Source organism: Bacteroides sp. ET225, from assembly GCF_024733745.1.
Classification (GTDB): Bacteria; Bacteroidota; Bacteroidia; order Bacteroidales; family Bacteroidaceae; genus Phocaeicola; species Phocaeicola excrementipullorum.
Genome location: NZ_JANRHN010000005.1, coordinates 151432 through 174168 on the forward strand (window position 1 = coordinate 151432; position 22737 = coordinate 174168).

Below are 22737 nucleotides of genomic sequence, written 5' to 3' on the forward strand. Positions count from 1 at the left end.
ACCGGATCGGAGATATGAAAATAGAAATGATTCAATGATTACACATATGCAGACTTTGATATTTAGGCGCGTTGTTTTTCTGTTCTGCTGCTTTGTTTCGGCTGGTGCACTGGAGGCGGAAGAATGTCCGGTTGATACATTGCTGGTGCGTTTTTATGAAAAGGCCGCTACGTTGATGGGGGAAGGTGAATACGATTCGGCCCAATATTATTTTGACAGGGTCTTCTCGATTCCAGAAGTGGAGAGATCCTCCGTTTATCCTGTTTTGCTGAATGAGCAGGCTACTCTTTTCATCTATGTGGGGGAGGAGGAAAAGAGCTTTGAGATGAAAAAGCGGGTATTGCCCTATCTTCCCCGTGTGGACGATTTGGAGAAACACATCAGCGTTTACAATGATTTGGGTATTCTCTACCGCAGGAAACACATGCAAGACTCGGCTGTTTATTATTATAATAAGGCGCTTGATGTTGCCTTACGTTATGATGACGAGAGTTGGCTGGCCCATCTGAACATGAATCTTAGTGTCTTTTATTTTAACCTCAAACGGTATGATGATGCGGAAATCTGTATTGACCGTGCGCTGGCGCATGCATTGAAGACTGACGACAAATACGTGACGTTTTGTGTCTGGCAGGTAAGAGCAAGCATTAAGATGGAAGCGGGTAAGACAGATGAGGCCGGACACTCTATTCGGGAGGCATGGAGGCTGGCTTCCGAGGGGGAGGGGAACCCGGAATGGCAGATAAGATGCACCCCCGGGCTTTTTCGTTTTTTCGGCCAGAAGAAACAGAATGATTCGATAGATTATTATCTCCGTCTTGGAAACAGCCTGCTGGAAAAGCTGCCTGAAACTTCTATTCCGGTAATCGGCTTTATCCAGGCTAGGGCGAAGGTGTATCTGGAACAAGGCCGGTATACCGAAGCATTGAATGATTTCCTATGGCTCAGAGGAAGGTCGACGGGTACGGATTTCCACACATTGTTTGATGCCATGGCGCATTGCTATCATGAGTTGGGGATGCATCAAAAGGCATTCGTTTATATGGACAGTGCACGTATGTGGACCGATTCGCTAGTGGTGAAGAACCTGGCGGAGCAGATGGCTCAGTTTGAGGCCAGATATCATGCGCAGGAGCAGGAGTTGAAAATCAGCCGCCTCCAGGAGCAGGTGCTGGAGAAAGAAACGGAGGTCTTGAAGGTTGCCGTGTCGCTGACGGTGGTGCTGGCTTTGGTTATTGTGGTCTTGCTGGCGGTGCGCCAAAAGCAGAAGACAGCTGAGCGGAGAGTGGAACGGCTGAAGCAGGAAAAAGAACTGGAATCCGCGCGGCGTTATATTGAAGGTCTGGAGGTGGAATGCAGGCGCTTTGCATGTGAACTGCATGATGGCATAGCCAACGAGCTGTTGGGGCTGCAGCTGAAGATTGAAGGAGCTTCTTCCGGCGTATCTCCGCTGGAACTGTCTGGAGAAATCGGAAAGTTGCGCGAAGAAGTAAGGACGATTTCGCATGAGTTGATGCCTCCGGAGTTTGAACTGACTGGACTTGATGAGATTCTTTCCCGATATGCTGAGGCGGTGAGCCGTAATGTGGGATGTAAAGTAGTCTATCATTCTGAAATGGAATATGGAGGGGACGAGATTCCTTCCCGGACGGCATATGAATTGTACCGTATCGTGCAGGAACTTACCATGAATTCCGTGAAGCATTCCAATGCGACAACGATTGAGATTTCCCTGCATTCCGAGGCTTCCGGCCGTTGTCGGCTGCAAGTAACTGACGACGGACAAGGCATGACCGGGAATTCTGAGGAAGATCACCAAGGTATCGGATTGCGTACGGTCAGTGAGAGGGTGAAAGCCATCCAGGGTCATTTGGATTTTGAAACATCAGTAGGGGGAAGTGTTTTTATCCTTACATTTAATTTGTGCGGAGATGAGTGAGCAAGGATGGCAAGTGCTGGTGGTGGATGATCATCCTATCGTATGTGAGGGGGTGAAGAGGATTGTCCTGCAGCGGAAGAATGTTTCTTGTACGGGGGTTTCCGATGCAGAAACTCTTGAGAAATTGCTTGACAAGGTGTTCGACATGTATATCATCGACCTTGAATTCCCGGGGATAGACAGTCGGAAGCTCGTTTCTTGTCTGCGGAAATACGCTCCCCGGTGCCGCATCCTGATTTATTCTATGCATGACGAGCCTTGGGTGGCATCCAGATTGTCGGATTTGTGTATAGATGGAGCTGTTTCCAAGAATTCCGATGTAAGCGAATTGTGCAAGGCGGTTGACATTCTGCTGGAGGGGGGTACTTATTTTGATCGGTTTTTTTTGCCGGCCAGGCAAAAGAAGAATTGTCTTGCAGATGAAACGCACGTTGTAGTGCCTGAGCTGTCTTCTCGTGAAAAGGAGGTTCTGGTCTGCCTGTCACAGGGAATGAGCACATCTGAAACGGCGGAACGGCTTTTTATAAGTCCGAATACAGTGAAGACGCATCGGAAACATCTCATGGAAAAACTGGAGGCGAAGAATGTAGCGGAACTGATAGCCAAATGGAAGAGATGGCCGCTGTAGTGCGAATGGAAGCGGCGTGCCGGTTCGGCGGAATTTTTATAAAAACAGAAGAAAGAATAACAGTGCGATTCTATTTTCCAACATTTCGCAGAAAAAACTGCAAACCGCAGTGTGGCTTGTATGTTTGACACTGTGGTTTTTGTATTCCACATCGTGGTTTGTATAGACCACGATGCGGATTAAACTTTTTTCGCCGGAATCCAACCGTTCAAAACGGCATTTTTCCGGATTTGAATGCTTGTCATTGCGGGTAGTTGAGATTGTCTTCCGTAAGCTTTTCCAGCACTTCGTGCAGAAACTTGTCCGCTTCCCACTTAGCCATGGGCAGATTCATCATCAGATAGTTTCCGCAGTCTTTTGCGCTGGCTCCGGGAATCTCTCCTTCGAAGCCGGCGATAAAGCGGAACGTTTCTTTCATCAGATCCACAATGTCTTCGGAGCGCAGGTCGCCTTTCATCACCAGGTAATTCCCGGTAAGGCATCCCATCGGGCCCCAATAAATAACCTTGTCAGCCCACACCGGATGGTTGCGCAGGAATGTTGCGGCCAGATGCTCGATGGTGTGGATGGCTGCCGGACTCAATGCCGGCTCTCTGTTCGGCTCTTTCATGCGGATGTCGAATGTGGTGACGGTTTCGTTGCCCACTTCGTCTTTGCGCGACACATAGATTCCCCGCAGCAGCCGGATATGGTCGATTGTAAAGCTTGGTATTTTTTTCATGACGGTTATAGTTTGTTCGGTAATGCTTTTAAGAAAGTTTCGGTTACATGGAACGAGCGGTCGGCCATTTCGCCCCAGAAGTTCAGGTACTGCTCGAAGTGCTTGTCTGCTCCCGGCGTGTCGCTGATGATGCGGAAGCTGATGAACGGAACTTTATAGAGATAACATATCTGGGCGATGGCAGCCGATTCCATGTCTACGGCCAGCCCTTCGGGAAAGTTTTTCTTTATCTCGTTCAGTTCGCTGCGGTCGGTGATAAACTTGTCGCCCGTGCAGACCAGCCCTCCGTGTATCGGAGTTTCGGTATCAAGCGAGAGCGCGCACTCGTATAGTGTTTCGTTGCCCTGGAAGAAAGCGGGAAGTCCCTGTATTTGTCCGTAGGCGTTGCCTTCTCCGCACCATACATCATGGTAGACTATTTGCCGGCTTGCCACCACATCCATGATGTTCAGGCACGAGTCGATTCCTCCGGCCACTCCGGTGCTGATGATGCAGTCGGGCTGGAAGTTCCGTATCAGTTCCACGGTTCCTGCCGCAGCGTTTACTTTTCCGATTCCGCATTGCGTGAGGATTACTTCGTTTCGTCTGATAGCTCCTTCGATATACGAGAACGGACCCTTCTTGCTTTCTGTCTTGTCCTCAAGTTGGTTGGCCAGTTGTTTCTGTTCGGAAGACATGGCCGTAATGATTCCTATTTTCATGTATTCAAATGATTTTCGGGGCAAAGTTACTATTTTTCATGGACTATTGTGTTATCTTTGCCGATTGAAAATATAAACCTAATAAACAGTTGTTCTTATGAAAGGATTAAAGAGAATTCTTCCGGATATTGCGGCGATTGTGCTCTTTGCGCTTATTTCGTTCGCATACTTCTGTCCGGCAGTATTTGAGGGGCGGATCCTTGCCCAGCATGACGCGGTGGCCGGCATCGGCTCGGGGCGTGAAATGCAGGAATATCTTGAACATACAGGGGAGCGGACACGCTGGACAAATGCGATCTTCGGAGGAATGCCGACTTACCAGATGGCGCCCAGCTATGACTCTACTGACACGCTGAATGTTGTGCAGAAGCTGTATCATCTGTACTTGCCCACTTACGTGTGGTATGTTTTTGTGATGCTGCTCGGATTCTATATACTGCTGCGTGCCTTTGACTTCAAGGTGTGGATGTCGGCACTGGGGGCTATCGTATGGGCTTTCTCGTCTTATTTCTTCATAATCATAGCAGCCGGACACATATGGAAGTTTGTCACATTGGCCTATATACCGCCTACCATAGCCGGTATGGTGCTGGTTTACCGGGGGAAATATCTTGCAGGAGGAATCGTTACGGCATTGTTTGCGGCTTTGCAGATTGTGTCGAACCATCTGCAGATGACCTACTACTTTTTGTTCGTAATGCTTTTTATGGCCGTAGCCTACGGAGTGATTGCCTGGAAGGAGAAGCGTTTCGCCTCTTTTGTCAAAGGTACGGGCATTCTTGCTCTTGCGGGTGTGCTGGCGGTATGTGTCAATCTTTCCAATCTGTACCATACCTATCAGTACAGTAAGGAGAGTATGCGCGGCAAGAGCGAACTGGTGAAGGAACAGTCTTCCAACCAGACCGGGAGCGGACTGGAGCGGGATTACATCACTCAATGGAGCTACGGGATCGGTGAAACGTTTTCACTGCTTGTGCCCAACGTGAAGGGCGGAGCCTCTGTACCGCTGGCTCAGAACGAAAAAGCGATGAAAAAGGCCGACCCTGCCTATATCGGTCTTTACGGCCAATTGGGACAGTACTGGGGGGAGCAGCCCGGAACGTCCGGTCCGGTTTATGCAGGAGCGTTTGTCATGTTCCTGTTTGTGCTTGGCCTGTTTGTCGTGAAGGGGCCGATGAAGTGGGCCTTGCTGGCAGGTACGGTCTTTTCGATTCTCCTGTCTTGGGGCAAGAACTTCATGGGGCTGACCGATTTCTTCATCGACTACGTGCCGATGTATAACAAATTCCGTGCTGTATCTTCTATTTTGGTCATCGCTGAGTTTACGATACCTTTGCTTGCCATGATGGCCCTGAAGGAAGTGGTTCAGCGTCCGCAGCTGTTGAAAGAACGTCCGAACGTGTTTTACGGGAGCTTTGTCCTGACTGGCGGCATTGCCTTGCTGTTTGCTCTGGCTCCTGCTTTCTTCTTCCCCTCGTATGTGTCTTCGGCTGAGATGAGCGCGCTTCAAAGCGCAATCCCTTCTGACCAGCTGGCTCCGCTTCTGCTGAATCTGGAAGAGGTGCGTAAGTCAATCTTTACTTCTGACGCATGGAGAAGCTTCTTTATCGTTTTGATTGGCGCCGTTTGCCTGTGGTCGTATTGTGCCGGAAAACTGAAGGCGAAACCTCTTATCGGTCTGCTGGCGCTGTTGTGTCTGATAGACATGTGGAATGTGAACAAGCGTTACCTGTATGACGGGCAGTTTGTGGCAAAAGGCACAGAGATGCAGCCTTTCCTCCAGCCTTCGGAAACGGACAAGCTGATTCTGCAGGACAAGTCGCTTGACTACCGTGTGCTGAATCTGTCGACAAATACCTTCAACGAAAACAACACGTCGTATTGGCATAAAAGCATAGGCGGTTATCACGCGGCAAAACTGCGCCGTTATCAGGAAGTGATTGATGAACATATCCAGGGAGAGATGGCTTCTTTGTACAAGGAGATTCAGGCAACGAACGGCGATCTGGCGTTGTCCGGCGATTCGTTGACACCGGTTCTGAACATGCTCAACACCCGTTACATCATTGTCCCTCTGCAGGGAGGGGCCACGGCTCCGTTGTCTAATCCTTATGCTTTGGGGAACGCATGGTTTGTTGATGAGGTGAATTATGTGGATAATGCCAATGAGGAAATCGAAGCCCTGCATCATGTCAATCCGGGAAAGGTGGCTGTGGTAGACAAGAAGTTTGCTGCAGAGGTCAGGCAGGAAACGAATGCCGGCGACAGTCTGCGTAGCGTGAAGCTGGTCAGCTATGAACCGAATCTGTTGAAATATGAGGTCAATTCAGAAAAAGGCGGAACGCTTGTGTTCGCAGAAATCTATTATCCCGGCTGGCGTTCGTATATCGACGGCGAGCCAGCCGTTCACGGGAGAGCCGATTACATCTTGCGTGCGATGAATGTTCCGGCAGGCAAGCATTCGGTAGAGTTTGTGTTCGATCCCGTATCCTTGCACGCAACCGAAACTGTTGCTTTCATAGCGCTGGGACTTCTGGCTATAGGGCTGCTTGCTGTTATTCTCCTGCAAGTGCGTAAGTGCAAACGGCAGCAGAGCTGACCGGGCTATTTCTTGGTGATTGCCCGGACGGCAAATCCCAGATGGCGCAATACGGTCGGGATGTATCCGTAGTATTTGCACATGATGCGGAACCGTTCCTTTAATGATGCCTTGTGGTTGCGTGTCGTCATTCCTTCGTTGAGATAGTCTATAAGAGTCAGATGTGTATTATGAAGCGTCTGGCTCTTTTTCATGATGCGGATGCACCAGTCAAAATCTGCGGAGAACCGGTATCTTAGATCGAAAGGTTCTGCCAGGTCGCGCCGTGCGAAAAAGGCCTGATGGCATACCAGCATGCCGCTTTTGAAGCTTTTCCATGTGAGGTGCTCCGGAGCCGACAGGCGGCGCATGCGCACGAAGTGCCCTTCTTCGTCTACAATGGCTGTTTCGCCGTACAGCACGTCAGGCAAGGTGCTTTCTGTAATGGAATGCACCATCAGCAGCAAGGTGTCATCCTCATGCAGTTCATCCCCCGCATTCAGAAAACAGATGTAGTCGCCCGTCGCCTGTTTGATTCCCTTGTTCATTGCATCATACAGCCCTTTGTCCGGTTCGCAGATGACCTTGTGTATATGAGGCCTGTACTGTTCGATGATTTCCAGTGTCCGGTCTTTTGATCCTCCGTCAATGATGATGTACTCCAGATTCCTGTATGTCTGGGTGATGACACTTTGTATGGTATCTTCCAGCGTTGCTCCGGCATTGTATGTAACAGTGATGATAGAGAACTTGGGATGAAGACGGGTGTTATGCATTGTTCGCTGTAATGTGGTTATATATTTTTATGTATTGGTTGGCAATGGTTGCTTCCGAATAGGTTGTGGCCGCTTTTCGCCGTGCCTCCGAGCTGAGCGTTTCGTAATTGCCTTCAGTGAGTGTCCAACTGATGCCATTGGCCAGATCCTTTGCCGATTTATACTGGGCAACATATCCGTTGTGCAGGTGGTCGATCATCTGCGGTATTCCGCCGACGTTAAAGCCGATGCAGGGTACTCCGCAGGCCATTGCTTCTACGATGGTGTTGGGCAGGTTGTCTTGAAGCGACGGAGTTACATACAGATCTGCTGCATTGTAGATGTTCGCCAGCTCCTTTTCATTGCTGACATAGTTCATGTTGTAGATAGGAAAAGGGAATAAGGATGTGTATTGTTCGGCATGGCTTCCCAGCACGATAACGGCCAGCCGGCCGCTTAGTTCCTGTTCGTCCCTTGCCAATATTCTGCATGCTTCAATCAGGTAGTCTATTCCTTTTCGCTTGTCGGAGATTTTCATGGATCCGAATAGCAGGAGCGTTTTGTCGGCGGGAAGACGCAGCTTTTCCCGTATGGCTCTTTTGTGCGGCAGCGGGCGGAAGATGTTTGTATTTATGGCATTGGGAATATTGGTGACTGTCTGTTTCTGAAGGAGTGTGGCCTGTTTGGCAAGCGATTCCAGCCAGCGGCTGCATGCAACGAAAGTGATGGAAGCCTGTTCAAACAGTTGCTGCTTTTTTCTGAAAATAACGTGTGACAGGTCGTGCTTGTGCGGCTTCAGCAATAAGGGGCAGTTTCCGCAATGGGTTTTGTATTTGTCGCATTCAGACGAATAGTGGCATATTCCGGTAAACGGCCACATGTCGTGCAGTGTCCATACGATGGGCTTTCCCGACTTTGTAATTCTTTTGATGTCTTCCAATGAAAGCATGCCTTGGTTTATCCAATGGAGATGGATGACATCAGCTTGGCGGAACTCGGGCAGGGAAGTGATGTCTGTACCGGTGTTGGCGATGTCAACGGCAAACAGGTTTTTCCGATGAAACCCGTTTGAAGCCCAAATGACGATGCGTTCCCACAGGAATTGCCAGATGCGTCTCCATGATTTCTTCAGTGCTACCACGGTAACCTGGTTTGTCTGTTTGTCGCGGACCAGCATTTTGGCCTTGATGCCATTGTTCTTTAAAGCCTCCATAAGGCGGCTTGCTGCAATGGCTGCTCCCCCGATTCGCTCTGAAGTATTGATAATAAGTACTCTCATAGGTTGTGTTTTCTTTCTGCTTGCAAAGTTAGAATTTTTTTGAGGATTATTTTTAGCTCCAAGGTGCATTTATGCTCCGAAATCCCCTTTTAGTGTGCGCTTGATGCGTCTGATGGCTTTGGCAAGGAAAGAGTTGGTCCGTGCATAGTAGCTGACATACGCTTGCCGGGCCTGCATGTTTTCTTCAATGGGCCGGATGGCTTTTACGGGCAATTCGTGCATATATAAGTTTGATGCGTAAAGGCCTCCTCCTCCGCAATTGGTTCCGCTGCCGTCAAATCCGTTGTTCTGCACCAATGACTTTCCGACATTCAGCGACAATATGTCGTCCAGGAAAAGGGATGCATTCCAGCGGATAGCCCATGAATTGTTTTTCCCTTCGGTTTGCCTGCGCAGCATGCGGGTGTATCCGTATTTCCCGTTGAAATCGAAAGTATAGGTCAGTTTCCTTCTTTCCAGTTCAGCGAGCAGTGCTTTTCCGTCAGGGTTGAAGTGCTTCCATGCGCGTTTCCATGTTGCCCACCCCCAGCTGCCTGTCCACTTGATGAGGAACGTGTCTGGCAGGCCGGCAGCCTGCGTAAAGTCGCAAGCCTGTATGTGTCCGACTTTAGGCTCATTCTGATAAACCGTCAGAGCATCGTTCATGAATTTGAGAAAAAACGGAGCGACAATCAGATCGTCTTCCAGAACAATGACTTTCTCATATGTTTCTATTATTTCGCTTACTCCTGCAATGATGCTTTTGGCAAGGCCCCAGTTCTCATTTCTTTCCGTGATGTGAATTTCTTTGAAGCCTTTTATCCGGCGGATATATTTGCGCACTTCGTCAACGGCACTACGGCTGCTTTCATCTTTTGCTTCATCGGAAAAGATGAACAGTTCACTCTGGCCTGCAAGGCTGTTTGCCAGCAGTGATTCGACTATATTGCGTGTGTGTGCCGGGCGGTTATATACGAAGAGTAATATCGGAGCGTAATTCTTGTCCATGGGTTTCATTTGATTTTGAAGAAACATAAACGGTCTGACAGTCTGTCGAACCATCCATACTTGCATGTCTTTCTGTTGTTTCTTTTTTCTGTCAGGCAATTGGAAAGAGATTGCAGCGGCGCTTCAAAGAAGTATTTGTCTACGACAGCACGCTGCTTGTCCAGCAGTTTTCTATATAACTCCGGGTTCCTTTCAATCTTGTCGATGAGGCTGACCGCCTCATCCATTGATTTTACGTTGCATTCGTCAATGATCAGTTCTTTGTGGATCACTTCATTGCGGTTCATTATGGCGAGTGAGCCTAACGATATGGCTTCAGCGACAGAGTTTCCCCTGATGCTTCGCCCTCCCATTTTTACAAAATATTTTGAGTCGTAAATGCATGTCAGGTTTTCGGCTATTCTTTGTCTGTGGAGTATTATCTGAAAGCCTTTGTCCTGCAATGGCTTGAAATGGGCGGGCACTTGGGTTACAGGCCGTTCTTTTGTCGAATTTATTTCCATGAATATTCCCTTTTTTTGCGATGGACGGTTCAATGCCCCTTTCATGATACGCTCCAGGGTGTTTCCGGCTACAAACGTATAGGGAAAATCCACAACTCCGCAATGTGCGGCGACAATGCCTCTTGCCATCTGGTTGAGCGTGATGTCATATCCGAAGCGTGCTTTTCTTGTAGCCATGTTCGCTTCTCCGATCATGTATCCGAAGAGTGTGTTCGGGTAACTCAAGACAAGATGAGTGGGAAGGCTTACGTTGATGGAAATGACAATGTCGTATTTTCCCCAGTCGATGTCATAGCAGCTGACGGCAAATTCCCCGTTTGCGTGAGAGCTTCCCGGCTGTTTGAACTCTTGTCCCGGAATCTTGTCCAATGTCTGGGTTTTCAGAAGATGCAGGTAAGGGGCGATGTGCGGGATGACCTTCCTGTAGATCTGCGTTTCCTGTTCCGGCTCTTCCTTTACGATATAGAAATCGGCTCCCAGCTCTGCCATTAGTCCGATTGGGCCTACTCTTCCTTGTGACGAGAATAAAATGCGTGCCGGATCATGTTCTTCATGAGAACATACGTATAAGTCCTGATAGACTTCCTGCTTTACGAGGGCTATTTTCAGTTTGTTCATAGTTGTTCCTTATTGGAGAAGTCAGTAATTGCTCTTCTTAAAGCCTCAAGATACCCTTTCCCGTATTTGAGGTCAGGTTCCATGTAATTCCCTTCCGCCCATTCATTCCACGATTTCAGGAATACGATCCGATGTTCTTCCGGTTTGTCCTTTACATGCGCGAAAGCTGTCCGGACATGTTTTTCGAATTTCTCCGGCGTTGAGTTGATAAGGATGTGCGCTTTTCTCCCTGAACGTGGCGAGTGGTCCCAGTTGGGTATAATCGTCGGGTAGCAGTCTTCTCTGAGGTCTTCTTTTCCGGAGAAGTATTTTGCGGCACGGCTGTACTCAACAGCCTGCCCCTGTTTGAAGAACAGCTTCATGATTTTCAGCCGCACCCTTTCCGCCAGCGAATAGTCGCGTTTGAAGAAGTGAAAGAGCCGGACCAGGTTGACTGCATCGAACCCCATCTCTTTCATCGGCTCAATGTCTTCTATATTTGCCGTATGCCCGATGAAATGAATCCCCTTCAGTCCGTTTTCAGCGGCCAGCTTTTGCCATAGAGCAATAAAATGAGGAGCGTCGGGCAATTCGAAAGCCGAATAGACCAGAAAGACCGGCTTTCCTTCCACGCGGATATAGCGGTGGTCTTTAAATGCAGGCAATACCGAATGAAAATGCCGGATGTAGTCTTCATCTCCCGGATACAGTTGCTCCATCAGCATTCTGTGTGTTCCGTCCTTGCTGAACTGCTTGTCTTCCCAGCTGTGGTTCGCCCATCCCAGACAGAACGGGAAATCTGGCTTTCCGCTTTTCAGCACTTCTTCAAACGGACGCTTCAGCAGTTCCCTTCCGTTGCCGAACCAATAGTGCCAGTAGCAGAATCCCTCGATGCCATAGGCTTTGGCCATCTCAGCCTGTTCGATTCGGGTTTCCGGAACTCTCAGGTCATAATATCCCAGGTCGGCAGGAACTTTAGGCTGATAGTGTCCCTTGAACAGAGGCTTGGCCTTTCCTACATTGGTCCATTCCGTGAACCCTTTTCCCCACCACCGGTCGTTTTCGGGTGTGGGATGAAACTGAGGCAGATAAAAAGCGATGACACGTATTTTGTTTGTATCCATATCATTTACCGTTTAGTGCGAAGTTTTTCATTTGTTTTCTTGAGGAAACGTTTCAGGCTGTATTTGCGCAGTCTGCGGATTGCAAAGATAGGCAACATTTGCATAAAGTGCGAAACGCATCCGGATTCATTCAGATATTCAAACCATATCCGCTGCTTCATTACTCCCCAGCTGTTCCAAGGTTTCTTTTCACCTACATAGTGAAGCTGGACCGGATGCTCCAATGCATGGGTGAACACTTTCCTTGCCTGTTCCTTATCTTTAGGAAAGCCGTCGTTGTCCTTATAGAATGCAGCTCCTTGTGCATACATTTTATAGTAGCTGTTGCATACGACATATTCAAGCGGCAGGTAGCGTATATCCGGCCAGCAGCACAATATGATCGTGTCCTGTTCCGGCAGGCAGAGGCGCGGATAGTTTTTCCTGTAGAAATCCGTCAGTCGTCTTTGCATGTCATTTTCCCGGATTGACTTCAGGTTCATCAGCAAATAGCCCGCGGCTATTTCTTTCTTCAGCACTTCTGTTTCCGCGGCATTGAACTTGCCCTGATAGTTTTTCATCCGGTTGCTTTCCAGAACCTGTCCGACTCCTGCGAAGTAGAAGTTTTCGTCCGGAAACATGAAAAAGGAGGGAGAGATGTCATCCATGAACACCACATCAACATCCGAGCAAATAATACGGTCGTATTGGGGAAAGATCTCTGCGGCAATCAGCTTATAGTAGATTTCTTTGGAAAAATGCCCTTTTGCCTGTCGGATTTCCTCGCTGTCAAAGGCAGATGTGTCGATGAACTCAACCGAGGCATGGGGAAACCTGCCGACAACCTTTTCAATATTCCTCATGGATGACTCTGTTACGTCTGTGTGCAGCACATAAAGTCTGTAGCTGTATGCGCGGGAGGCGTGTTTCAAGAGAGAATGAAAGGCAACCTCCGCGGGCACGGCGTAATAGTTGTTGAATGTAAAGAATATAGGTATGATGTCCATGCTGTCAGTCTTTTAAAATATAGCATCCGTAATCGCGGATAAAATAGAGGGGGATAAAGAAAGCCCGGAGGCATTGTATGATTCCGGATTTGTCAGTAACCAGCTCCTTTCTGTGCCGCAGGCAAAGATAACATGTTTTGAGGATATTCCAAAGGCTGCCCCGGCTCATGAATAGGGCGGCCTTGTGCGTGTCTTTGTCGGCAAAATGGAGTCGGACACATAGCGTGAAGTATTTCCTTGTCGTTTCTCTGTTCTTCTTGAGAGATAAAGCTTTGACTGCGCGGATATATCCGTCCAGTTTGCTTTCCTGCCTTTTCTTTCCGGAGAAAGTTGCCGCATTGTCGTGCCTGCGCCACCTGACCAGCGGTTCGTTGATGTATCTGATGCGCCCGAGGCTTCTGCTTGCGGTATAGATGAAGTAGTCGTATGACAGGTTCAGTGTAAGGAACGGCTTGATCAGGCCGAGCACTTCTTTCCGGAACATAATCTGATGTCCGAAGCTTTGCGGCATCAGGAGGGCGGAAAGCGAGCTTGGATAGGCTGGCAGTTGTCTGGTGTGCAACTTTCCCAATCTTCCCTGCGAGTTGAACAGAACCGAGTTGTGGAATACCAGTGCATTCTCTTCCATCGCCCTTGCCAGAATCTCTATTTTTCTTTCACTCCAGATATCATCCTGATCGCAGCAGGCTATCAGTTCTCCGGATGCTTTGCTGCAGGCGTCGAAGAAATTGCGGTTGAACCCCAGTTGGCGGGAGTTCCGGAAAACCGTTATGTTCGCTTCGGGATACCGCTGCCGGTATTCTTCGGCTATGGCAACCGTTCCGTCTGTCGACCCGTCGTCCTGTACTATCAGCTCATGCAGCGGATAGGTCTGGCTCATCAGTGAATCCAGTTGCTCACGGAGGTATTTGCTTCCGTTGTAAGTGCACATGACCACAGAAACCGTTTTCATTTCTTTTTCTTGATTAAGTATTGGATGCTTTCCTTGAATGTCACCGAGCCGCTTGCCCACATGACCGACGTGTAGATGGCGGCGGCAAACAGAATCTTGAGGAGGAGCGTGAGATAAATGTTTTCGGTGCATAAGCCGACCAGAAAGCCGGTCAGCAGCATGGTTCCTCCTGCGGTGAGGCAGAAAGGCAGGATGTCGGCTAAAGCCTCGAAAAGGTTCAGGCGGATTTCTTTCCATACGAAATACTGCCACACGAACAGCCAGAGGATGTTTATCCCTATATAGCAGCGTATCATTACGGGAATACCGTAAGGATGGCAGGCAATCATGGCCGCAACCTGTACCATTCCCTGGATGATGGTGTTCCACATGAAGATGTGTGACTTTCCCTTGCTTATGATCAGATTTGAATAGAGGCCTACAAGACTGGTAAAGGCGCTTCCGATGCACAGCATCTGCAGAATATGGGAACTTTCCGCCCATTTCGACGTGATGGCGATGGTTATCAGTTCTGTTGCAATCAGCGAGAGGCCGAACAGTGAAGGGAAGGCGAGAAAAGAGGTGAAGCGGAGCATCTTCCGGAATACGCGTTTCTGGCGTTCCTTTTCGTCGGCTACCTTAGCGAGAATCGGCTGTGCCACACCGTTTATCATCCCTGTGATGACCGAATATCCCATGTAGTTCCATTTGTTGGCCTGGTTGAAGTCGCCGACTTCTTTCTCTGAGTAGAATTTTCCGAGCACGACCGACAGTATGTTGTAGTTGATGTGGCCGAAAATGTTGGTGATGAGCAGGCGGCTGCTGAAGGACAGCATTCCTTTCAAGGGACTGAAGTCGATGCGGAAAGAAGGCCTCCAGGGAGAAAAATGCCAGTAGAGCGCAGTGACGGAAGCGACATATACGATGTTTTGTGTGGCGATGCCCCAGTAGGCAAACCCGTTGAGCGCAAGAACGACTCCCACAGTGCCGGAGATGACGAGGCCTGCGAACATGGAAACGGCACGCTGTTTGACCATCAGATTCCGGAACATGTAGGCACTCTGGGCTGTCCCCAGGCTTGAGATGAAGAAGCCGAGAAACGAGTAGCGCGACAATGCCTCAAGCTCGGGCGTGTTGTAGAACCTTGCGATCAGGGGAGCGGACAGCGACAGAAGCAGATAGAGGGTGAGGCCGGCCAGCGAGCTGAACCAGAATACGGCATTGTAGTCTTCGTGCCGGATTGCCTTCTTGTTGGCCAGTGCAGCCGTAAACCCGCTTTCCTGAATCGAACTGGCGATAAGCGAGAAGATGCTCAGCATGCCGACCATTCCATAGTCTGCGCGCGAAAGGATGCGCGCAAGAAAAATTCCGAAGAAAAGGTTGAGCAGCTGCTGGGCTCCGTTGCTTAATCCTCCCCACAACAGGCCTTTCGCGGTCTTTTCCTTTAATGATTGTTCGGGCATATTGCAAGATTAAAAGATGAAACACAGATTAACGCAGATCAGCGCGGATTTTGTATGTTTAGAATCTGCGGAAATCTGCGTTAATCTGCGTTTCAGGATAAAAAGATTACTTCACTTCGCTGCCCGGCTTCACCTCACGCAAGACGGAAGTGACCGCCAGCGAGCCGTCGAAGTTTTCGGCGCTGAGAATCATGCCTTCGCTCACCAGGCCGTTCTTGAACTGGCGCGGAGCGAGGTTGGCGATGAACAGCACCTGCTTGCCTACCAGCTCTTCGGGCTTGTAGTGCTGGGCGATGCCGCTCACGATGGTGCGGTTCTCCAGCCCGTCGGCAATCTTGAATTTCAGCAGTTTCTTCATCTTGGGCACATTTTCGCACTCCAGCACCGTGCCCACGCGGATGTCCAGCTTGTCGAAGTCTTCGATGGATACGGTCGGCTTGATCGGATTGGCCTTGTAGTTGGCGGCTTCGTTCGCTTTCTTGGTGGCGAGCAGCTTGTCAATCTGTGCCTGGATGGTTTCGTCCTCAATCTTTTCAAACAGCAGTTCCGCCTTGTTCAGCGCATGTCCTGCCTCCAGCAGGTCGGTGCGTCCCAACTGTTCCCAGTTGAAGCTTTCCATGTTCAGCATCTTGCGGAGCTTCTCGGAACTGAACGGCAGGAAGGGTTCGAAGGCGATGGAGAGGTTTGCCACCAGTTGCAGGGCAATGTGCAGGATGGTTGCCACACGGTTCATGTCGGTCTTCGCCAGCTTCCACGGTTCGGTGTCGGCCAGGTATTTGTTGCCGATGCGTGCCAGATTCATGGCCTCCTTCTGTGCATCGCGGAACTTGAATGCATCGAGCAGCTTTTCCACTTGAACCTTCACGTCGGCAAACTCCCGGAGAGTTTCCTTGTCGTAGTCGGTCAGTTCGCCGCAGGCAGGAACCTTTCCTTCAAAGTATTTGTGGGTGAGCACCAGCGCACGGTTCACGAAGTTGCCGTATACGGCCACCAGTTCGTTGTTGTTGCGTGCCTGGAAGTCCTTCCATGTAAAGTCGTTGTCTTTCGTTTCCGGCGCGTTGGCGGTGAGCACATAGCGCAGCACGTCCTGCTTTCCGGGGAAATCCTGAAGGTATTCGTGCAGCCATACCGCCCAGTTGCGTGAGGTGGATATCTTGTCGCCTTCCAGATTGAGGAACTCGTTTGCCGGCACGTTGTCGGGCAGGATGTAGCTTCCTTCCGCCTTCAGCATGGCGGGGAACACGATGCAGTGGAACACGATGTTGTCTTTTCCGATGAAATGGACGAGGCGTGTTTCGGGGTCTTTCCACCATTTCTCCCACGAGTCGGGAAGCAGTTCTTTTGTGTTCGAGATGTAGCCGATGGGTGCGTCAAACCATACGTAGAGCACCTTTCCTTCGGCTCCCTCTACCGGAACGGGGATTCCCCAGTCGAGGTCGCGGCTCACGGCGCGCGGCTGAAGTCCCATGTCGAGCCAGCTCTTGCACTGGCCGTACACGTTGGGCCGCCATTCCTTGTGGTCTTCCAGAATCCATTGGCGCAGCCATGCCTCGTGCTTGTCGAGCGGCAGATACCAGTGGGTGGTTTCCTTCATCACCGGCTGGCTTCCGCTGATGGCGCTCTTCGGATTGATAAGTTCCGTGGGCGAAAGCGTGGAGCCGCACTTCTCGCACTGGTCGCCGTATGCGCCCTGCGCATGGCAGCGCGGACATTCTCCCGTGATATAGCGGTCGGCAAGGAAAGTCTTGGCCTCTTCATCGTAGTATTGCATGGAGGTCTTTTCGATGAACTCTCCTTTGTCATAAAGCTTGCGGAAGAAGTCGGATGCCGTGTCGTGGTGCACTTTTGATGAGGTGCGTCCGTACACGTCGAACGAGATGCCGAACTCCTTGAACGAGTCGCGGATAAGCGTGTGGTAGCGGTCTACGATGTCCTGCGGCGTGCAGCCTTCCTTTTTTGCCCGGATGGTGATGGGTACTCCGTGTTCGTCGGAGCCGCCGATAAAGAGTACGTCCTCCTTCTTCAGGCGGAGGTAGCGCACGTAAATGTCTGCCGGCACATAGACTCCTGCCAGGTGGCCGATATGCACCGGTCCGTTGGCATAGGGCAGAGCCGAGGTGACAGTTGTCCGTTTGAATTTCTTTTCCATATATTTCTGTTTTTTTCCTGATACGATATTAGCTCTGCAAAGATACAGATTATTAATGAATAAATGCGGGGTAGGGAAGCAGAATTTGCGCTTTGCCCCGTCTTTGGCGTTCCGCCTCCCGAAGCGCGGAATCATAAATCTTCCGGAAACGGGGATTTGCTGACGGAATGCTGGAATATCGTCGTTCTCACTGACAGGGCTTGCTGCGGTTTCCGTCCGTTTAGGGATGAATTGTTAATAAAATTCGGCATTTATCCCTTTTATAGGGCTTGCAAGTAGGGGCGAAATTGCATCTGCCGGTAAAAAAGAAGCGTTTTTATGCGGGAAATGACGGGACATTTCATGTCAGATTCCCCGTCATTCCTTGCAGGATGTTGGAATATGTCAGAAAAATGTCCCGTTATCTTTTTGAATCAGTCTGTTCTGCCCCGTTTCTTTTTCTGGAATCCTTGTGAAAAATGATACTTTTGAAATGATAAAATGTTCGGATTATGCCGTATTCTTGGCTTTCTGCCGGTTCTGTTTGTCGGATTCTTTGCTTATGCCATGGAAATGCGGTTTGCGGTGGAAAAGTGATTCCGTTTGAACGGTTCTCCCTGCGTAATTTCTGCCATGTTCTGCCGGAGCTCGGAAATGGCGGAATCTCGGTCCTTCGGATTGTCATTGTGTCAGTTTGTCAAATGATGGAAGTCCCTTTGTGAAAGGTGAATGAATGTTATATTTCTGTGTCTTAATTTCTGTTGTTTTGTTTGTCTTGTGTTAATGCAGCTTTTGTCCAGTTTTATTTCAAGGTATTTGTTTGCATATTTGTAAAAAAATCTTTTTCTTTACACAAAACATGCTAAACCTTAAAGTTATGAGAAGCACAGGTCTTATTCTGTTGTTCATTCTGTTCGTGTGCGGCTGTACATCGAACAGATACGAGGACGGAGCGTGGGAGGTTGCCGAGACCTCCGCAACCAATGGGGAAGAACTTTCCCGTTTTCTGGAACATTACAAGGACGGCGGCGATAGGAAAAAGTACGAAGCCGCCTGCTTCCTGGTCTGCAACATGCCCGGCAAGTATTCCGTGACGGGCGGCAGGCCCGTCTATGACGTGGACGTGGTGAAGGCCGATTCGCTGGTCCGCTCGCTTGAAGCCTCGTTTGCCCTGCGCGGGTCATCGCCCTATCTGAAAGACTACAGCTTCGGGCAGTTTCTGGAATACATACTTCCATACCGTGTGGCGAACGAGCCGCTGGAATACGGGTGGAAAGAGGACTGCCCGAACCGTTTTGCTCCGGAAAAGGGAATGGGAATAAAGGAAGCCGCCGATGCCGTCAACGCGCAGGTAAGGCTCGACCTCTCTCCGGCAAGCTACGGCGACCTTCCCCAGTCGTATTCCTCGCTCATGAAGAACGGCTTCGGCAAGTGTGACGACCGTACCGCCCTGCTTGTCATGGCATTGCGGGCCGCCGGCATCCCGTCTGCCTACGAGTTTGTCCCCCAATGGGGCAGCAGCAACAACGGGCATTCGTTCGTGTCGGTCATCTTGCCAGACGGTTCCGTCTATCCGCTCCAGAATACGGACAAGGCGACGGGCGACGGCTACCTCTCGCGCAAGCCCACCAAGATTTACCGTAAGATGTATGAACTGCAGGGCGGCGGACCGTCCGGCAATGACTCTTCCATTCCGGAACTGTTCCGTTACGGGGACCTGCTGGACGTGACCTCCCTCCATCGGGTCGGTTCCCGTGACGTGGAAATCAATGCGAAGGGGAACGGGCGGAAAGGCGGCCTTTATCTTGCCGCGTTCCTTCCGGGCGGCTGGAATCCGGTCGCCGAATCCCATACCGGCCTGTTTAAAGATGTAAGTACAGGTACACGCCTTGACATGCCGAAAGAGAGCGAGGCAGAGGGGCTGGGCGACGGGGTGGTGTATCTTCCCGTCCGCTGGAACAGCGGCAGGGCTGAAGCTGCGGGCAATCCCGTAATCGTTTCCGACAGTGCCGTCCGTGAAATCATTCCGGACACGGCAGTCCGTGAAACGGTGCGGCTGCTCCGGAAATATCCGCTGAACGCCCGCATCGTCAGCTTCGCGAAGCTGATGGTGATGGGACGGTTTGAGGGTGCGAACCGGGCGGACTTCTCGGATGCGGAAACCGTTTACCGCATTCTGGACACGCCGGAATGCCGGATGCAGCGTGTTGTTCCGGACACGGACAAGGCGTTCCGTTATGTCCGCTACATCCGCCCGAAAGGCACGTTCAGCATTGCGGAACTTGCCTTGTACCGTCCGGACGGCAGTCCGATACCGTTCCGTCCGGTGGTTTGCGAAGCCCTTTCGGAAGACAGTCTGGCAGACAATGTGTTCGATTCCGATCCGCTCACCTATTACCAGACGGGCGGAGGCATTGAGCTGTGGGCGGGTGCCGACATGGGCAGGCCGACGGCTGTCGGCTCGATCGGCTTTGCTCCCCGCAACGACGACAACGCGGTCAACTCCCGCGACTCGTATGAGCTGTTCTGGTGGGACGGGGGATGGAAGAGCCTGGGCGTGCGCACCGCCTCTTCCGACACGCTGGTCTATGAGAATGTGCCGGAACATGCGCTGCTCTGGCTGCGCGACCTGACACGGGGCAGGGAGGAACGTCCGTTCACATACGAGAACGGGCGGCAGGTATGGTGGTAAGAGACAAGAACCTTTTAAAATAAAGTTTATGAGAACAATTCTGTTTCTGTCCGCGCTTCTGATTGGAAGTGCGGGCTATGCGCAGCAGATGCAGGATGCGACCAACAAGGACCGCAGGCCGTATATGACCGCGACCTACCACATCCACAGCATCAAGACGCGCAACTACGAGCAGCTCCGCAAGCGGCTGCTCAAGGCCAACGACAGGCTGAAGGACAGGGTGATGAGTGCGGAGCGTTTCAGGGCCGAGCAGAAGAAGCTTTACCATCTGTACGGCGACACCATCAGCCAACTTTTCGACAAGGGACGCTCGCGCACATGGAGCCGGATTACGCAGGAACTGGAACGCTACCAGATGCTGAGCGAGGTGAAGCTCACTCCGCGTGACAAGATGCTTGCCCTACACAAGCTGGAGGGCGAATGGGAGAAGGAGCGTGAAGCGATGTGGAAGGGCAGCGATACGGAAGCCCGGAAGCAGGCGAAGGAGGCGGACATGATAGCTGAGTTGAACGGAGAAATCCGCAAGCTGCTCGGCACGGACGTGGGCAACTGGTACATCGAGAACAAGATGCTGGACTTCATGGCGCTGATGAACATGGACAAGTACAAGACTTCGTATAAGAACGGCCACACCATTGCGGAGATAGAGCTGAAGTTCAGAAAGAAGCGTGCCGACATCCTGAAGACGAAGAAGAAGTATGCCGAGAAGGAGGTGGAGTCTATGAAGAACGACGAGAAGAAGGAGCAGGAAATTTTCGCTTCCGTTCCGGCGGACGTGGCGAACCGGTGGAAGAAGGTGAATGCCGCCGTGCTGGACTATACCTTGCAGAACCGCTACGGCCTGAACCTGTCGCAGGTGACTAAGTTCAAGGCGGAATACAACAAGTATGCCATTGAGGAATACAAGATTCTGAACGCGAAGAAACTCTCGCCGGCTGACCGCTATGCGCGGCTGGACAAGCTGGGCGACAAATTCTGCCAGAAAGTCAAGCCGCTGTTCTCTGCGGAGAACTACGTAAAGTGGCAGGGCTGGTGGAAATATGACTTTGAGCGGAGGATGAAACGGAAAGGACTTAAATAGTTTGTGTTATGAAGAAAAAGTATTGTTATTATGGCGCTTCTCTCCTGCCTGCCTTTGTCTGTTGGCTGGCAGGATGTACGGACGAGTTCCTTCCTTCTCCTGCTGTGCAGACTGAACTGAAGGAGTTTGCGCTGGAGGAGGCCCAGGAATATTTCCGCAGCGAGGCGGAAAAGGAAGGTGTGCGTTCGCGTGGGGAGTCGGAGGTGAAGGCTCTTTCTCCCGGTGACTTCGTGCCTGACTGGGACGGTGCGGTAGGTTCTTCCAGCAACGGGCTGGCTTGTTATGACGTTCCCATTGAGGCGGATTACAGGTACAAGGCTGTCTATGCGGAGGAAAGACACGGCACGGTGTCTGCCGAACAGGTGAGCGTATACCAGAAGCTGATAATCGTGAAGGACGTGAAGTCGGAGCGTATGTCGCAGTATATCCTGACGCTCATTCCCTCGAAGGCGTATGACGCACGCTACGGCAGTTCCGTCTGCGGACGTTTCATCACCCGTTCGGACAAGGGCGGCTTCAGCGGCGTCGCCGTCTATTCGTGCGTTTACTCTGCCTATACGGCCCGTGTGGACACCTATAAGGACGGCGTGAAGCGGGAGGGCGTGTTTCTTCTGGACGGGATGGAAAGGGGTGTGTCGGATGCAAAAGCGGATTATGCGCGTTCGCTCGTTTCCTCCCTGCAAATATTGAGGGGCAGGCGTCCTTTGAGCCGCGGGGAGTATGACGGTGACTATTATGTGGACTACACTTATGATGACACTTACGATGAGATATATGACGGCGGCTGGTTTGATGAGATCGTCGTTACTCCTGACCCTGTATGGGACGGTGTGGGTGCAGACGGCCTTACGAATGACGAATGGATGAGCAGCACTACTCCAGACAGCACTGTTGACCCTTCTCCTGAAGATGGCACATCGAATGAGACGGATGACGTTACCACTTCTGATGACGGAGGAAATCAGCCGCAGGCTCCTGAAGAACCTGACGTGCAGCTTTCAGGATTCAATGCGAGTGAACTTCAGAAAGTAAAAAGTGCGATAACATCTTTGCAGCAGCGTCTTCCGGAACTGAAACTTGATGCTTTAAAAATAGAGAAAGGAATTACAGTTGGATATGCAGGGGTTAACAATGGCGTGATTTTATTGAGTGACAAATTCTTTGGTCCGACAGATTTAAGTACAAAAGTCGGATATGCCATACCTTCACCTAATGATCAGGTAGCAATATTATGGCATGAAATATATCATTGGCAAAATAATCATAATGCAAGTACTAAATTATACGGTGTTTCGACGTTCATGCCTTCTTATGTACCGCCAGAAATAGAGGAAAAAATAAAAGAGGAGTTAAAAGAGTGGGTGCCGGGGATTGATAGTGTGTTACTTGAAGAATGTTATAAAAATGAAATAACAATAGATTCTGTGAAATCGATAGAATTTTATATAAATGAATTAGAAACATATGGAAAAGAAAAAGAATTGTATCCTGATAGTTTTGTGTCTGATGGATATAGAATGGAGCGAGAATTTAAGATATGGAGTTATGAACAGCATATAGAGGCAGAAAAAAATAATAAGACAAATGGAGAATAGTAAACTTCTACAAATACAAAATCAGAGTCGTTGGTGATATAGATCTTGT

Annotated in this window: 17 protein-coding genes; 6 read left to right on the plus strand and 11 right to left on the minus strand. The window is 50.3% G+C overall.

What is annotated here, in order from left to right; all coding sequences use genetic code 11:
* The first annotated feature begins 34 nt into the window (after positions 1-34).
* Together NW212_RS03995 and NW212_RS04000 are read left to right on the plus strand one after the other, a co-directional pair.
* Complete coding sequence (locus tag NW212_RS03995) at positions 35-1939, plus strand: ATP-binding protein (RefSeq protein WP_258337347.1); 1905 nt, start codon at positions 35-37, stop codon at positions 1937-1939.
* Entirely contained in the window at positions 1932-2567 is a 636-nt protein-coding gene (locus NW212_RS04000) for a response regulator transcription factor (protein WP_258337348.1), read from the plus strand. Before NW212_RS03995 ends, NW212_RS04000 begins: the two co-directional genes overlap by 8 nt.
* A gap of 241 nt (positions 2568-2808) precedes the next feature.
* Here the strand turns inward: NW212_RS04000 and NW212_RS04005 are convergent, their stop codons facing one another.
* Entirely contained in the window at positions 2809-3288 is a 480-nt protein-coding gene (locus tag NW212_RS04005) for an S-ribosylhomocysteine lyase (protein ID WP_258337349.1), read from the minus strand.
* A 5-nt stretch (positions 3289-3293) separates the two neighbouring features.
* The gene (locus tag NW212_RS04010; protein ID WP_258337350.1) at positions 3294-3989 is read right to left on the minus strand and encodes a 5'-methylthioadenosine/adenosylhomocysteine nucleosidase; all 696 of its coding nucleotides are present in this window, start codon (positions 3987-3989) and stop codon (positions 3294-3296) included.
* Between the two features lie 97 nt (positions 3990-4086).
* Here NW212_RS04010 and NW212_RS04015 point away from each other — a divergent pair, with 97 nt between their 5' ends.
* Positions 4087-6588 (plus strand): YfhO family protein, encoded by a 2502-nt coding sequence (locus tag NW212_RS04015; RefSeq protein ID WP_258337351.1) that lies wholly within the window; start codon positions 4087-4089, stop codon positions 6586-6588.
* A gap of 5 nt (positions 6589-6593) precedes the next feature.
* Here the strand turns inward: NW212_RS04015 and NW212_RS04020 are convergent, their stop codons facing one another.
* The 9 genes from NW212_RS04020 to metG all read right to left on the minus strand — a co-directional run bounded on the left by NW212_RS04020 (position 6594) and on the right by metG (position 17341).
* On the minus strand, positions 6594-7343 hold the full coding sequence (locus NW212_RS04020) for a glycosyltransferase family 2 protein (RefSeq protein WP_258337352.1): 750 nt from the start codon (positions 7341-7343) through the stop codon (positions 6594-6596).
* The gene (locus NW212_RS04025; RefSeq protein ID WP_258337353.1) at positions 7336-8601 is read right to left on the minus strand and encodes a glycosyltransferase family 4 protein; all 1266 of its coding nucleotides are present in this window, start codon (positions 8599-8601) and stop codon (positions 7336-7338) included. Before NW212_RS04025 ends, NW212_RS04020 begins: the two co-directional genes overlap by 8 nt.
* 69 nt (positions 8602-8670) lie before the next feature.
* Positions 8671-9642 (minus strand): glycosyltransferase, encoded by a 972-nt coding sequence (locus NW212_RS04030; protein WP_258337354.1) that lies wholly within the window; start codon positions 9640-9642, stop codon positions 8671-8673.
* Positions 9594-10709, minus strand: a complete 1116-nt coding sequence (locus tag NW212_RS04035; protein ID WP_258337355.1) for a hypothetical protein — start codon at positions 10707-10709, stop codon at positions 9594-9596. The genes NW212_RS04030 and NW212_RS04035 overlap by 49 nt, the downstream gene beginning before the upstream one ends.
* Complete coding sequence (locus NW212_RS04040) at positions 10706-11812, minus strand: glycoside hydrolase family 99-like domain-containing protein (protein WP_258337356.1); 1107 nt, start codon at positions 11810-11812, stop codon at positions 10706-10708. Before NW212_RS04040 ends, NW212_RS04035 begins: the two co-directional genes overlap by 4 nt.
* Before the next feature lie 5 nt (positions 11813-11817).
* The gene (locus NW212_RS04045; protein ID WP_258337357.1) at positions 11818-12798 is read right to left on the minus strand and encodes a glycosyltransferase family 8 protein; all 981 of its coding nucleotides are present in this window, start codon (positions 12796-12798) and stop codon (positions 11818-11820) included.
* 4 nt (positions 12799-12802) lie between these two features.
* Positions 12803-13750 carry a glycosyltransferase gene (locus NW212_RS04050; RefSeq protein WP_258337358.1) on the minus strand — a complete coding sequence of 316 codons (948 nt, stop codon included), beginning with the start codon at positions 13748-13750 and terminating at the stop codon, positions 12803-12805.
* Positions 13747-15192, minus strand: a complete 1446-nt coding sequence (locus NW212_RS04055; protein ID WP_258337359.1) for a lipopolysaccharide biosynthesis protein — start codon at positions 15190-15192, stop codon at positions 13747-13749. The genes NW212_RS04050 and NW212_RS04055 overlap by 4 nt, the downstream gene beginning before the upstream one ends.
* Before the next feature lie 106 nt (positions 15193-15298).
* Positions 15299-17341, minus strand: a complete 2043-nt coding sequence (gene metG / locus NW212_RS04060; protein ID WP_258337360.1) for a methionine--tRNA ligase — start codon at positions 17339-17341, stop codon at positions 15299-15301.
* An 856-nt stretch (positions 17342-18197) separates the two neighbouring features.
* Between metG and NW212_RS04065 the strand changes: the two genes are divergently transcribed.
* From NW212_RS04065 to NW212_RS04075, 3 genes are read left to right on the plus strand one after another with little or no spacing between them, the layout of a single operon-like run.
* On the plus strand, positions 18198-20012 hold the full coding sequence (locus NW212_RS04065; RefSeq protein WP_258337361.1) for a transglutaminase-like domain-containing protein: 1815 nt from the start codon (positions 18198-18200) through the stop codon (positions 20010-20012).
* Positions 20013-20040: 28 nt separating this feature from the next.
* Positions 20041-21093, plus strand: coding sequence for a hypothetical protein (locus tag NW212_RS04070; protein WP_258337362.1), 1053 nt, complete (start codon positions 20041-20043; stop codon positions 21091-21093).
* An 8-nt stretch (positions 21094-21101) separates the two neighbouring features.
* The gene (locus tag NW212_RS04075) at positions 21102-22688 is read left to right on the plus strand and encodes a hypothetical protein (protein ID WP_258337363.1); all 1587 of its coding nucleotides are present in this window, start codon (positions 21102-21104) and stop codon (positions 22686-22688) included.
* Positions 22689-22737 lie beyond the last annotated feature (49 nt).